Source organism: Flavobacterium album (genome assembly GCF_003096035.1).
GTDB classification, from domain to species: Bacteria; Bacteroidota; Bacteroidia; order Flavobacteriales; family Flavobacteriaceae; genus Flavobacterium; species Flavobacterium album.
On sequence record NZ_CP029186.1, the window covers coordinates 270,226 to 284,898 of the forward strand.

10 protein-coding genes are annotated in these 14,673 nt (G+C 45.6%); 7 read left to right on the plus strand and 3 right to left on the minus strand.

What is annotated here, in order from left to right; all coding sequences use genetic code 11:
• Window positions 1-9: 9 nt before the first annotated feature.
• The 6 genes from HYN59_RS01235 to rlmB all read left to right on the plus strand — a co-directional run bounded on the left by HYN59_RS01235 (window position 10) and on the right by rlmB (window position 8,582).
• Window positions 10-1,674 (plus strand): BamA/TamA family outer membrane protein, encoded by a 1,665-nt coding sequence (locus HYN59_RS01235; RefSeq protein ID WP_108776532.1) that lies wholly within the window; start codon window positions 10-12, stop codon window positions 1,672-1,674.
• A gap of 116 nt (window positions 1,675-1,790) precedes the next feature.
• Complete coding sequence (locus HYN59_RS01240; protein ID WP_245895628.1) at window positions 1,791-4,940, plus strand: SusC/RagA family TonB-linked outer membrane protein; 3,150 nt, start codon at window positions 1,791-1,793, stop codon at window positions 4,938-4,940.
• 10 nt (window positions 4,941-4,950) lie between these two features.
• On the plus strand, window positions 4,951-6,489 hold the full coding sequence (locus tag HYN59_RS01245) for a SusD/RagB family nutrient-binding outer membrane lipoprotein (RefSeq protein ID WP_108776533.1): 1,539 nt from the start codon (window positions 4,951-4,953) through the stop codon (window positions 6,487-6,489).
• 10 nt (window positions 6,490-6,499) lie between these two features.
• Window positions 6,500-7,264, plus strand: a complete 765-nt coding sequence (locus tag HYN59_RS01250; protein ID WP_108776534.1) for an immunoglobulin-like domain-containing protein — start codon at window positions 6,500-6,502, stop codon at window positions 7,262-7,264.
• Window positions 7,265-7,276: 12 nt separating this feature from the next.
• The gene (locus HYN59_RS01255) at window positions 7,277-7,786 is read left to right on the plus strand and encodes a lipid-binding protein (RefSeq protein ID WP_108776535.1); all 510 of its coding nucleotides are present in this window, start codon (window positions 7,277-7,279) and stop codon (window positions 7,784-7,786) included.
• A 61-nt stretch (window positions 7,787-7,847) separates the two neighbouring features.
• A complete protein-coding gene (gene rlmB / locus HYN59_RS01260; protein ID WP_108776536.1) occupies window positions 7,848-8,582 on the plus strand; it encodes a 23S rRNA (guanosine(2251)-2'-O)-methyltransferase RlmB in 735 nt (244 codons plus the stop codon).
• Between the two features lie 113 nt (window positions 8,583-8,695).
• On the opposite strand, the gene HYN59_RS01265 is transcribed toward rlmB, so the two are convergent.
• Both HYN59_RS01265 and HYN59_RS01270 read right to left on the minus strand, forming a co-directional pair.
• A complete protein-coding gene (locus tag HYN59_RS01265) occupies window positions 8,696-11,437 on the minus strand; it encodes a fibronectin type III domain-containing protein (RefSeq protein WP_108776537.1) in 2,742 nt (913 codons plus the stop codon).
• Between the two features lie 235 nt (window positions 11,438-11,672).
• On the minus strand, window positions 11,673-12,446 hold the full coding sequence (locus HYN59_RS01270; RefSeq protein ID WP_108776538.1) for a rhomboid family intramembrane serine protease: 774 nt from the start codon (window positions 12,444-12,446) through the stop codon (window positions 11,673-11,675).
• Window positions 12,447-12,568: 122 nt separating this feature from the next.
• Here HYN59_RS01270 and HYN59_RS01275 point away from each other — a divergent pair, with 122 nt between their 5' ends.
• On the plus strand, window positions 12,569-13,846 hold the full coding sequence (locus HYN59_RS01275; protein WP_108776539.1) for a replication-associated recombination protein A: 1,278 nt from the start codon (window positions 12,569-12,571) through the stop codon (window positions 13,844-13,846).
• A gap of 62 nt (window positions 13,847-13,908) precedes the next feature.
• Here HYN59_RS01275 and HYN59_RS01280 read toward each other — a convergent pair whose 3' ends face one another.
• A complete protein-coding gene (locus HYN59_RS01280) occupies window positions 13,909-14,670 on the minus strand; it encodes a hypothetical protein (RefSeq protein ID WP_108776540.1) in 762 nt (253 codons plus the stop codon).
• Window positions 14,671-14,673 lie beyond the last annotated feature (3 nt).

Below are 14,673 nucleotides of genomic sequence, written 5' to 3' on the forward strand. Positions count from 1 at the left end.
AACTCCGGGTTGAAAAATCTACTCCTTATATATATAGTATCCTTCGCTTTTTTTTCGGCAAAAGCACAAAACCTTTACCTGAAGGCGGAAGGCAGCACTATGCTGGAGAACAAGGTTATCGACTCCGTTCCTTACAACAAAATTCACGGGAACGCAAAATCGGTTGCCGACGAGGCCGCAGCGCTTTCCAACACCTTATTAAAGAATGGTTATCTTGAGAACCGGGAACTGGCGCACATTAAGACAAATGATTCCACTTTTGTATATTCTTTTTCCGTTGGCCAAAAAACAAACACTGTACATATATATACCGGCCACATACCGCAAGAAGAAAAAGACCTTCTTGACATCTCAAAAGACACCATCATACTGGCCATGTCCGATGTAGAGCCTTTTATGAACAGCAGCATTGCACTGTTGGAACGAAAAGGATATTCACTAAGCTCCCTTCAGCTCACCGACTACAGCAAAACCAACAACACCCTGACAGCCCGGCTGAATATAAAAACCGAAAAGAAGCGGACACTTGATAATATTGTAATAGAAGGCTACCCGAAATTTCCCGAAGGCATCCGCAGGAATATCGCAAAGCAATATAGAGGCAAAACATTCAACCAGGAAACCCTGCAACGGGTATACAATGACTTCAACTCCCTGCGGTTCGTAAGCCAGGTGCGATATCCGGAAATACTTTTTAAAAAGGACACCACCAAAGTGTATGTGTACCTCCAGAAAGCCAGGCCCAATACTTTCGACGGCTTCATTGGCTTTTCGAACGACGAGCAGAGCAATGTCATTTTCAACGGCTATCTCGACCTGAATCTTAGCAACGTGCTCAATTCGGGCGAAAAATTCAACCTCTTCTGGAAAAGCGACGGCCAGAAGCAGACCACCTTTAACCTCGCTACAGAACTGCCTTATTTATTCAGGAGCCCTGTCGGCCTCAAGGCAAGCCTGAGGATATTCAAGCAGGACAGTACGTTCCAGAACACGGTAACCGATGTTAACGTTGGCTATTACTTCAGCTATAACTCAAAGTTATACATAGGGCACCAAAAAACACAATCGGTAGACATTCAAAACAGCAATACCGCCACATTGAGCGATTATAGCAATACCTTCTGGACATCCAGCTATGAGTTTACCGACTTTAATGTAGACGATTTCCTTTTTCCCGAAAGAACATCACTTACAGTAAAAGGCGGTTTAGGCAAACGAAATGCAAAGACCGGTAACAGCGACCAATATTTTGCACAGATCAATGCATCACACAACCTGTACCTCAATAAAAAGAATGTGATCAACGTGAAGAACCATACCTACTACCTGAAAAGCAATACCTATATAATCAATGAGCTTTATCGTTTCGGAGGCATCAACTCCATACGGGGGTTTAACGAAAATAGCCTGCAGGCCAGCCTCTACACCGCACTAATGGCAGAATACCGGTATATCCTCTCCCCTACTATGTATGTGCATTCAATTACAGACTACGGATATTTCCAGGACAAGGCATCCGGTACTGAAAATAAGCTACTTGGCTTGGGCTTTGGATTTGGGTTATTTACCAAAACCGGCCTTTTCAACATCATTTATGCCAACGGAAGCACTGAAAGCCAACAAATTAAGCTATCTAACTCGATAGTACACATTAGCTTTAAAACATCATTTTAACACTTTCACTTACACAAAAGCCTAAAATCTTACTAAAATTCTAAATTATTTCCTAAAATTTTTGGTTTTGTAAATAGTTCGTCAGATATTTGAGATACTAACTCAAATTTTATTAAATGAAAACAAGGCTACACGTTTTATTAACGCTGCTCTTTGCGTTAATGATGCAAATTTCGTTTGCACAGGAGAGGACAGTATCAGGTACTGTTTCTGATGAGGCGGGATTCCCGATTCCGGGAGTCAATGTGGTAGTAAAAGGCACTACCATTAGCACCCAAACCGATTTTGACGGTAAGTACCAAATACAGGCGTCTCCGCAACAGACACTTGTATTTAGCTACATTGGCATGGGTACTCTTGAAATGTCTGCTGCCTCAACCACTATCAACCCAACCCTTAAAGATTCGGCCACAGAGCTTGAAGGTGTTGTGGTAACGGCAGTAGGTATCCGAAGGGAAAAATCGTCGATCGGTGCCTCAACCACGACGCTAAAATCTGAAGAAATCCTCAGGGGCCAGCAGGCAAACATTGCCGACGCTGTTAAAGGTAAAGTGGCAGGTGTTATTATTTCCAACAGCTCGACTGACCCGGGCGCATCATCAAGCGTCATTATCCGTGGCTTTAAAACCCTTTCGGGTAAAAACCAGCCGCTCTATGTTGTTGACGGCGTTCCGCTTTATGAGCAGACCAATTCGTCTTCCAGCCTTACCAATGGCTACGACTTTGGTAATGCTGCAGCCGACATCAACCCGCAGGATATTGAGACCATGACGATACTTAAAGGCGCCTCTGCAACCGTACTTTACGGATCGAGGGCTGCCGGCGGTGTGATACTCATCACAACCAAAAAAGGAAAAGAAGGAAGGATGGCTGTAGAATACACCAACTCTACTTCCTTTACCCAGATTAACAGGACACCAAAATACCAGTCTAAATTCGGACAGGGTTGGGATGGTGTACACTACCTTATTGAAAACGGTTCATGGGGCGCGCCATTTGACGGGAAACCACACGTATGGGGCCACGTCGTAAATAACAGCCAGTTGCTGAAACCTTATTCATTCCAGCCGGACCAGCTTGAAAACTTCTTTACAACCGGTACTTCAAGGATAAACTCCGTGAACGTTTCAGGTGGCCATGGCGACACTACTGCCCGCCTGTCGTATACCAATACGCAGCAGGATGGTATATACCCTACCGATGCAGACTCTTTTGAAAGGAATGTACTCAGCGTGTCGGCAACTTCCAAAGTAAAAAACATCAGCATCAGCGGTACCATGAATTATGTAAGCAATTCAGGAAAGAACGTAGCTACCGGGCAGAGCGCAACGGTTTATAACAACCTGATGCAGATACCGAACGATTTCCCGATTACAGAAATGGCAGATTACAACGGCCAGTTCTTTAACAACGACAACTATTATACCCCTTACGGAATCGTTAACCCTTATTTTACACTGAACTCTAATGGCGCGACAAACAAGAAGGAACGCGTTTACGGGTCGTTCGATTTCAACTACAAAATAAACGACTGGTTTAATGCCACCTACCGTTTTGGTATGGACGTTTCCTCTGAGCGCAGCAAAGTATGGACAGCCCGTATTGATGCGGCACCGGGAAGCCCTAATGACGGATCATCAAACGAGACACCGGGAAGCTATGCTGAAAGCTATGTCAACACCAAACTCGTGAACCATGATATCCAGGCTAACTTTGACTTTGGCATAACGGAAAAATTAAGGTTCCAATCTACAGCAGGTTTCAACATTTGGGATGAGCGTTATAACAGCCTTGGCGCATCGGTAGCCAGCCAGGATATCCCGGGCTTTTACAACCTGGCCAACAGCTCGCAAATTCCGGCTGTTGCCACATTAATGACAAGCAACAAGCTTTACGGGCTTTATGATACTGCTACCCTTTCTTATGACGAACAGCTTTTCCTTACAGGAAACATCAGGAATGACTGGTTCTCAAGCCTTCCTGTAGCTAACAGGTCTAAACTGTATGCGGGTGGAAATGCCAGCTGGGTTTTCACAAGGACTTTCTCCGGTATAGACAAAGTGCTTAATTACGGAAAATTAAGGGTTGGTTATGCATCAGTAGGTGTTGGAACAGACCCTTACCAGGTTTTTGCAGTAAATACGCAAACCAATGTAAACATGGGCTTCGGTAGCGTTATATTCCCTATTAATGGTATTAATGCCTACGGTATTGGCAACAGGATGGCAAACCTCAACCTGAAGCCGGAAGTTAAAACAGAGCTGGAATTTGGTACCGAACTATCTTTCTTCAATAATTTTTTAACTATTGACGCTACCTACTTTGATGCTAAGACCAAAAACCAGATCCTTGCGCTTCCGCTAGCGCCAAGTACGGGATATACTTCGCAACAGGCTAACATTGGTACACTCCGTACCAAAGGTTTTGAAGGGCTCGTTACTATCAACTGGCTAAAAAGCAACGAAGGCTTCAACTGGAGCTCGAGCGTGAATTACGCTAAATACAACACCGTATTGGAAGAGCTTGACCCAAGGATCGATCAGGTGAACCTTGGCGGCCTCAGCACGTATGAGTACATTGCTAAACAAGGGCAGCCGGTGGGACTTATCAGGGGTTATGTGCCTGAAACCGATACTAACGGAAATGTGGTAGTGGATGCAAATGGTGTACCTGTTGCCGCTTCTACAAAACAGGTATATGGCGATTCGCAATATGATTACACTATGGGTATCACCAACAACTTTAGCTGGAAAGGCATTTCGCTTGATTTCACCTTTGATATCCGCCAGGGTGGTTTGATGTACTCAAGGACTGCAGATATTACAAGGTTTACCGGTAACTCAATTACAACAGTTTACAACGACAGGCAGCCTTTTGTAGTGCCAAACTCTGTAGTGAAAAACGTAGCTGATGACGGTACAGTAACCTACTCGCCAAACACGACCCCAATCGATTCTGAGCACATGGATGACTACTACCGTGCCGATGCCAATGCGCGGGCAAATGTTATCAGCAAATCATTTGTAAAGCTTCGTGAAGTTGTGCTTAGCTACAGGTTCCCTTCGAAACTTTTGGAGAAAACACAGATCCAGTCGCTATCGTTCTCTGTAATCGGCCGTAACCTGTTCCTTTGGACACCAAAAGAAAACCAGTTCATTGACCCTGAGGTTTCTACTTTTGGAAATGACCTTGCCGGGCAGTTTGGCGAGTTTAGCGCCAACCCTTCTACCAGAAGTATTGGTTTTAGTTTAAAAGCATCATTCTAATAATAAATCTATGAAAAATATAAATAAGTTTTTAATCCTTTTTCTCACAGGGCTCTTTATAGCATCATGTGACGAAAAACTGGACATAAACGTTGACCCCAACGCCCCGGCCGAGATCAACGCAGGCCTTGCGCTAACGTCGGCTGAAGGTACGCTGGCATCAGTAGTGGGCGGCGAATTCATGAACCTTGGCGGCTTTTATGCCGAATACCATACACAGGCCCCGAGTGCCAGCCAGTTTGAGAACATCGATTCTTACAACCTCAACACGGCTTATGCAAATACACCCTGGACACAACTGTATGCAGGCGTGCTTACCGACCTGAAATATGTAACCGAGAAGTCCAATGATGCCGGCGATACGGCAACAGCCCTTATGGCTGAAGTGCTTCGCGGGTATACCTACCAGTTACTGGTGGACCTTTTTGGCGATGTGCCTTATACCGAAGCTTTGCAGGATGGCAACATTACGCCGCATGTTACGCCAGGTGAAGAGATCTATGCCGATGTGATCAGCAAGATCGATGCTGCACTGGCCGCTTATGAAGCTGATCCGACGGAGTCATCAGCAGCATTGCAGGATGTTATCTTTAACAGCAATATGGACAAGTGGGTTCAGTTCGCAAACACACTTAAGCTAAAGATGTACATCAGGATGGCTTATACACCGCAGGCCAACCCGGCAGCAGTTACCGCTTTGCTGAATGAGGGAAATTTCCTGACGGAAGATGCTAAATTTAACCTGTTTGCAGAATCTACCAATAAGACGAACCCGTTTTATGCAACTTTCCTTACCAATGCAGGATCAGGGCTTGGCGACGTGAACCATGTGGCCAGCGATGCGCTGCATGATTTTTACACTGAAAATAATGATGCCCGCCTGCGAGCTGCATTTCGGCCTGGAACCGGCGGGACATACAATTCAATTTCCCAGGGTACCGGTAACGATTTTAATAACACAGCAGTTGCCTATGCCCGCCCAAATGTTCGTCCTAAAACCCCTGTATTCTTTTTATCTGCTTCAGAAAGCTATTTTCTCCAGGCAGAGGCATTGATTCGTTATGCAGCCGGAGCAGGGGCGAAAGAAGCGTATGACGCAGGGGTGCTGGCATCCTTCATGACGTATCAGGAAAATTTCTTTAAAGACGCTGATGCTACTAAATCAACAGAATCGGTGTGGTCGGCCGCTGAGGCTGCTTCCGAGGCTGCAGATTTAACCGGTCCCGGCGGCGCTTATGAATACCAACCGGGTGCAGATGCGGAAACTACTGTGAGGCAGGTGATCATCCAGAAATGGGCAGCACTTCCTTATATAAATAATATTGAAGCTTACATTGAAGCAACCAGGACCAAGTACCCTGAAATTGTAGAAGAAGGTACAGAGGATTATACTATAGGCAACCGCATCCCTTCTTCGATATCTATACTGCCGGGCACCACGATACCTAGTATCCTGTTCTATCCTGACAGTGAAACCCAAAGAAACCCTAACATTACGCAAAGGGCATCGATAACCGAAAATGTTTGGTGGGACCAGAAACCAGAATAAATAAAAAACTATGAGAAATATATATAAAAAAGGATTGGGGTTACTGGCGATAGTTCTCGCTTTTACCTCTTGCAGCCCGGATGAACCGATTCATTCTTCCATAACTAATTATCCGGTGATAACTGTTGCGGGGGATGATGTGATATTTGTTCATCAGGGAGAACCATTTACCGACCCGGGAGCTACTGCAACAATCGACGGGAATGAGGTTCCGGTTACTACTACCTACATAGGAAGGTATCGTGGCAACGTTTTTACAGGTACCCTTGACACGAATATTGCCGACGTATATACTGTACAGTATTCGGCTATGAATGAGGATGGTTTTTCAGGAGTATCAACGAGACAGGTAATAGTTGCCAATACGGGAGACCTGGTAAACAGTATCGAGGGTGTATATACTTCAACAGTATTCAGAAATGGGTCACAGGGAAATCCTTCTTCTGCGTATACTGATATAGAATATATCCTTATATGGAAAAACGCAAATGGGACTTATCAGGTATCTGATTCATTTGGCGGATGGTACCTGTTTGCCCGCGCAATAGCTAATTCTGAAACGCCGGGTGGTGTCATTGTAGCGAATGATATTACTACGAATGATTTTAGCTTTCCGGGAACGCAAACCAATCTCTATTTTGGAGGATCATCGGAAATAGAAAGCCTTGAAGTTGATCCTGCAACGAAGACACTTGTACTTACAACATCATGGGATACTACCCCACCAGTTACTCATTACACCTTTGTATCAACATTAGAACAGGTTCAATTTTAAAAGCAAACTCTCATGAAGAATATAAAATTCAATATAAAGCTTATACTTTTCGGCGTATTCTCTCTGGCAGCCTTTACTGCATGCGAGGAGGACGGGTATGCCGATTATAATGCAGGTGGTACAACTACCCAACAGATGAATGGCGAATTCTGGATCGACATAGCTGATCCGGATGGGAATGTGGTTGTAGAGCATGCACTGCACAAGTTGTATGATATGGACGGTAATCTGTATATCACTGACAGGGTTGGATCAGACGATACTTTTACCGGATGGTATACCGAAGCTGAGCTTGATTACAACCTTGACAACCTTACTTTCAGCGCTACGGAGGCTGATAACACTTCCGATGGCTCCGTTGTAACCATTACCGAAGGGAAGATCCTTAAAGGCGCAGGCCATTCCAAATCAGGTGGGGTTACTGACAGCATTTATTTTAAAGCTGTTTACGACTACGATCCCGGAACGGTACTCACTTTTGCCGGTACCAGAAGGACGGGCTTTGAGGAAGACGAATATTAGCCTTTATAATATTGCCATTAAACCATCCCAAAACGGGATGGTTTTTTTATACCTTTGCCTTATGGAAAAAGAACACCAGATATTCGGTATACGGGCTATTATCGAAGCCCTGAACTCCCGCAAGGAAATAGACAAAGTATTTATACAGAAGGATGCCGACGGCGACCTGATGCGCGACCTCATGAAAACCATGAAGCGCTTAAATGTAAATTTCTCCTATGTACCGGTAGAAAAGCTGAACCGACTTACACCCAATAACCACCAGGGAGCCGTAGCTACTATTGCCCCTATTGCTTTCCATAACCTGGAAACATTGGTGGAAACAGTTATGGAAAGCGGAAAAACGCCGCTATTCCTTATCCTTGACCAATTATCGGATGCCCGCAATTTTGGGGCTATCATCCGTACAGCAGAGTGTACAGGTGTTGACGGTATCATCGTTCAAAAACAGGGTTCGGCCCCGGTAAACGGCGATACGGTAAAGACATCGGCCGGCGCGGTATTCAATGTGCCTATCTGTAAAGTAGAGCATATTAAGGATGCTATTTTCCACCTTCAGGGGTCGGGCATTAAAACTGTAGCTGCCACCGAGAAAACTGATAACAACATCTATGATATTTCGCTGAACGAACCTGTAGCTATCATCATGGGATCGGAAGACAGGGGCATTAACCCATCGGTATTGAAGATCGTGGATGAAAAAGCCAAACTGCCAATGTTCGGTACCATAGGCTCACTAAATGTATCGGTAGCATGCGGGGCTTTTTTGTATGAAGCGGTGAGGCAGAGGGGGTAATTTCAGATTTCAGATTGAGCTTCACTCCTGCCTGAATCAAATAATTTAAAAATTAGACATAACAAATCAGGGCGGCCAATGGCCGCCCTGATTGTATTAATATATAATGTATATTAGTTAACTATAAGCTTCACCGTATATACTTTATTAGAATGTATCTTCAGTATGTACGTACCTGTGGGCAGGCTCTGGTTGATGAGTGAGAAATTATAATCCTCAACATTTTTAGATGTATAGAACAGGTTGCCTGTCATATCGAACATATCAATTTGATCGACGCGGTATTTCGATTTTATAAAGGTGCGCTCACCTGCTTTCGCCGGGTTAGGATATACCATAAGCGATTGCTGGCCCTGCCACTCTTCTGTACCATTCGTATCTCCAAGTACCTCAAAGTTTATCCTGTTAGAAACCTCGTTGTATGAGTCATCGGTAAAGATCACGATAAAGTAATCGCCCGGTTCCGTAGGAAGCTTATCGTCCGGTAAAGACATTGTGCCTTCCGGCTGGCCGTCAAAGTACGTATAGCTTACCAACGGGTCAACATTCGGCTCGTCGCCTCCATGATAAATACCGATCCAGTCTTTGATGATTCCCGGAGCATCCGTCCATGTAGCGATGATGTTTTCATTAAGGTTGTAAACAGTCTTATTGATGGCAAGCTGCGTGATCATCGATCCGATCTGGAAGAATACCTTTTCGCCTACTTTATTGTACCCGTCCTGCAGCATGTATTGTGCGTAGTAATATCCGTCAGCAAGGCCATTGAAGGTAAAGCTGCCTCCTGGTGCCGTCACGTAGCTCCATGCCGTTGAATTCACCTGGCCGGGCACCTGCCCTACCTTGTAGACGCCAATCCAGTCGAGCGCGAGATTCGGCGCATCTGTAAAATTTACGGTAACGGCCTCGCCCGACTGGTAGGCCGGCTGGCTGGTAGTAAGGATAACATTTGGCCCCACATAAAAATATACCCTGTCGGCAATTTCGGTGTAGCCATCATTTTCAAACAATGCTATATAGTACCAACCCGTTTGGGAAAGTCCTGATGTGAACGTGTGCGTACCGCTTACCTGGCCTCCTGTATAGGCCCATTGTATAGATGGCGTGGAACTGCCCGGTGTCTGGCCGTCTTTATAGAGCCCGAACCAATCGGTGCTGTTGCCCGGTGTATCGGCAAACGAAACGATTATTGGCGTATTCGGAAGGTATGCAAGTGTGTCGAGCTGTATCTGCGTATCGGCAAATGTACTGTTGATAATGTTGAACGACTTTACTTCGCTCCACTGGCTCCAGTTCAGGTTGCGGTCGCGGTGGCGTGCCTTTACAAAGTACTGGCCATTGGGCAGGTCGCCCGGGGCAAGTGTCAGTTTGGTAATGTCCACATTCAGGTTTACGTTAGCGGTGCTGTCCACCTGCGTACCTACAGGCCCGAAAAGATCTTCAAAGTCCCTGTATACATCTTTTTCGACGATGCTGAAATCCTGCGTCTTGCCGATCATGAATTGTGTAGAGTTCAATTCCTGGTTGGTTGTAGTGCTGTAGGCAGATGTTTCAAGCGTTAGCGGAAGCTCGACATCATTACCTGTAAGCTCGTTGGTAATTGTTGGCTGTGCCGGTACATCCAGCCCCAAATAGCGGTGGAACTCGTCCATCAGCTGGTTATTCTTCCATTGGTAAACGCTGCCTATTGAATACGCGTCAACATCGAAAGTACCATTGTTCACGTCGATATCAATAATCTGGTACAGCCAGTTGGAGATGGTTTTCTGAACATCTTCAAAGTTTTGCTCTACAGCCATTCCCCAGTACTGGTCCCATGCCACACCACCTGAGATGATCTGGTAGGTTGGCGTGTTCTTAAGCTGCCCCCTGTGGTACAGGTGGTGGTGCGCGCCAATGTGCAGAATGTGCTTTGATGAAGCTGTAAGCAGCGGCATGGCATTGTTGCGTACCCACGGCGAAATATCCCCTACATATTGTTCTGCCTGGTAGGGCCTGTGCCCGAGAGATATGATCCAGTCAACTGTGTTGTCATTATCGGCCGCCTCTACCACCTGCGCTACCCATGCAAGCTGCTGTGCGCTGGTATGCTCGGTATCCATAGCTATGAACAGCGTGTTCCCAACCTGGTTAGCATAGTAATTTTCGGTACCTGATGATATTCCCTGATAACTCATGCCGTCAAGGATATAATGATCGTAGTACGCCTGCATGGCAAGCGTTCCGTAGGTCTCGTGGTTACCTACAAGGGTCTGAATAGGGAGGTAGCCCGAAAGGCCTTTGTTTTTCCTGAAGTGTACGTTCTCGTAGTGGTCGAGCGTACCAACGTCTACCTGGTCACCCACCATTACGGTAAGTGCAATGTTATCCGCAGGATCGTTCTCAATGCCCCATTTTTCGGCGATCTTCCTTTTTGCAGAAGCAACCAGTGAGTCAAACCTTGGCTCGTTCCTCATCTGGTTATCCCCCATTATAAGGAAACGAAGGTGTCCGTCGGCAGTAGCGGCCTGCCCCGGCAGTGGAAGGGTCTTAAAGTTGTAAACGGCAGAAACCTCAGAACCGGTCTTAATACGATAGTAGTACTTAGTATTGGCCGTAAGACCGGTTACATGTACGGTGTGGTAAAAATAGTTGGCGGGGTAGCCTGTGTCAGACATTACCTGGTTGGTACCGGTAACTGTGTTGGTAAGCGCGGTTGGCGTAGTTCCGTATTCTACAATGGATTCGGGGTTGGCCGACGTTTTCCAATTCACGTAAATTGATGTCGGTGACGGCGCCTGAAGGTATGGGAATAAGGTTTGTGCCTCTGCCCCTATACCACAAAGCACCATGAGAAGTAAGTAGATCTTTTTCATTGGGTGTTGTGTTTTATTATGAAGCCACAAAACTACCCTGTATAAAAAAGAGGCATATTAAGCGTGATTTAACTTCGCAACGGAAAATGCTATTAAATTTTTAAGCGCATTAAATCTTGTTTACTTAACATTTCTTTAAGAGATATGAATTCGTTGTAAAAATTTAATAACCTACAGTCCAAAATCTATTTTGAAATTGCTAAAAGCGTAAGCTATCAGGAAAAATTTATTAAAATCACGAATCCGGATTGTTTCGGCACAGATACACTACCTTTATTTCGGGGGTTGGCGGGCTGAGTATTTCGTAGTCTACCACTTCTATATCTTCAGGCTTCGGCGGGTTGACGAAATTGCCATGCTCGTCAAAGCGTTTCATGAACGGATCGTTTTTCGGGTCGAAATCCGGGCGTTGCCAATCGTATACGATTTCCTTTTTATATTCAGGGGTCTTATAAAGCCGTGAGAAAAGGAAGCCTGAAAGAAACCCTCCAAGATGCCCTTCCCAGGAAATGCCCTGTTCAATATCCGGAAAAATATACCATATCATCCCTCCATACAGCACAACAACCATCAGCGAAAGCGCTACCAGCCGGTAATAGCCTGTCTGTATCCCTTTAAAGAAAATAAAGCTAACCAGCACATAAATGAGGCCGCTTGCCCCGATATGGTAGGACTCCCGGCCAATCAGCCACGTGAACGCCCCCGAAAGCAGGATTCCATAAACCATTACCTGCAACGCCTGCTTCCTGTAGAAATACCTCAGGGCAGCGATAAGTACCAGCAGGGCAACGGAATTGTTGTACAGATGCTCCAATCCGCCGTGAAGGAAGGGGCTGAAAACGATACCGCGGAGGCCGGTAAAGGTACGCGGCAGGATACCATAGTCGTTAAGATAAATATTGAACCGCACCTCTACCCAGTACACGATCCAGAGCGTAAGCACAAAATAGAGCGGCCAAGCTACTACCGAAGGCGAAAATACTAAATGGTCGTCCCTGTTGTCTTTCATGCCTGAAGCACGTCAAAAACATAACCAAAAAAATTTTCCTGTTAAATTGTCAGCTATAATTTTAACCCGGTTTAGGAATACTGCTATTCAAAATACAAACTAATAATGCGTAATTTTACATTATGGAAGCACCTTTAGCCGAACGCATACGCCCGCAGCATTTATCTGAATACATCAGCCAGCAGCACCTGGTGGGGCCTAACGGCTCGTTAACCCACCAGATAGCGAGGGGCATTATTCCGTCACTGATCCTGTGGGGTCCACCCGGCACCGGAAAAACAACGTTGGCACAGATCATGGCACAGGAAAGCAACCGCCCTTTTTATGTATTGAGCGCCATTAATGCCGGGGTGAAAGACGTTCGCGAAGTGATTGACAAAGCAAAGCAGAGCGGCGGCCTTTTCACTGCAAAAAATCCGATATTATTCATCGATGAGATCCACCGCTTTAGCAAATCACAGCAGGATTCGCTATTGGCAGCGGTAGAAAAAGGCTGGGTGACACTGATTGGCGCTACGACCGAAAACCCAAGCTTTGAGGTAATACCCGCTCTATTGTCAAGATGTCAGGTATATGTGCTGAATCCATTCACCAGGGAAGACCTTGAGGCATTGCTGCACCGCGCTATGGAAGCCGATACTTACCTGAAACAGAAAAACATCAACCTGAAAGAAACCGAGGCACTGCTGCGGCTTTCGGGTGGAGATGGCAGGAAGCTGCTGAATATTTTTGAGCTTGTGGTAAATGCCAGCGAAGGCGACGATATAACAATCACTAACGACAGGGTAATGCAGTTGGCACAAAAGAATACGGTGCTTTATGACAAGACCGGCGAACAGCATTACGACATTATCTCTGCCTTTATAAAATCAATGCGGGGCAGCGACCCTAATGGGGCTGTTTACTGGCTGGCCCGGATGATAGAAGGAGGCGAAGACCTGAAGTTCATTGCCCGCAGGATGCTCATACTGGCTTCGGAAGATATTGGCAATGCCAACCCTACCGCGCTCATTATGGCGAACAATACCTTCCAGGCGGTGGGCACCATTGGCTATCCGGAATCGCGCATTATATTAAGCCAGTGTGCTGTTTACCTTGCTACTTCTCCAAAGGGTAATGCTACCTATATGGCGATAGGCAAAGCACAACAGGTAGTAAAGCAAACCGGTGACCTGCCCGTGCCGCTTCACCTGCGCAATGCCCCTACGAAACTAATGAAGGAACTGGGCTACGGCGACGATTATAAGTATGCCCATGACTATGAGAATAACTTTGCCGAACAGGAATTCCTGCCCGATGAAATAAGGAATACCGTTTTTTATGAACCGGGCAACAGCAGCCGCGAAAACGCCGACCGGGAGTTTTTAAGGAGAAGATGGAAAGGGAAGTATGGATATTGAGAAGGTTCTGAGGTTCTAAGTTGCTAAGGTTCTAAGCTCCTCAGAACCTTAGCAACTTAGAATCAAAACTTAATATTCAGTTTTTCGGAAACCAGCTTTTCATTTTGGTAGTATTCAAAAAACCATTCGTTGCCTTTTTTGAATACAACGCCGTTTTTGCCTTCGCCCTGTGCGGTAAAATTATCCGGTTGGGAAGTCTTGTACATTTTGAGCACCACTTTAGGTGTCATGTCAACCAGTTGGTAGCCGTTAGCAATCGGCTGTGCAAAAAGTTGGTTCTCATTACTTACCTGGATCGGTTTTTCAGGTGCAATGGTTTCAGGTGAAGAAATACTTGTCGCAGGGGCCGTTTGCTTTGGAGCCGTCCTTACCTCGTTGGCTATTGCCGCAGCATCTTTGCCCGAATACTGGTAATTCAGAGATTCAAGGGATACGGCAGCTTCTCTTAAGGCCTCATAATAAGCCTGTTTAAAATCTTTTATCTTGCTTACACCTTTGGTGGACCTGAAGAGCTCCTTTCCGTCACAATCCTTTATCGTTATATAAAGGGCAGTCGTCAGCACACCTGAATCGGATTCTAAAGTACCATATAGCGCTTTACATTTATCAAGCGCCACCTCATCCGGCATTTTCTGGCCCGCCTGGTATACTGTAAACCCATACTTTTCAAACATCATCTTGGTCAGCATGTTCAGGTTATACTTATTCTCCTCTTTAAAGAAGTCAAATTTTACCGGAACAACAAGGTATTTATAGTCATTTACAGTTTGTGAGGAGCAAAGTCCCGAAATTAGCAAGGTAAGCAGTAATAGTATCTTTTTCATAAT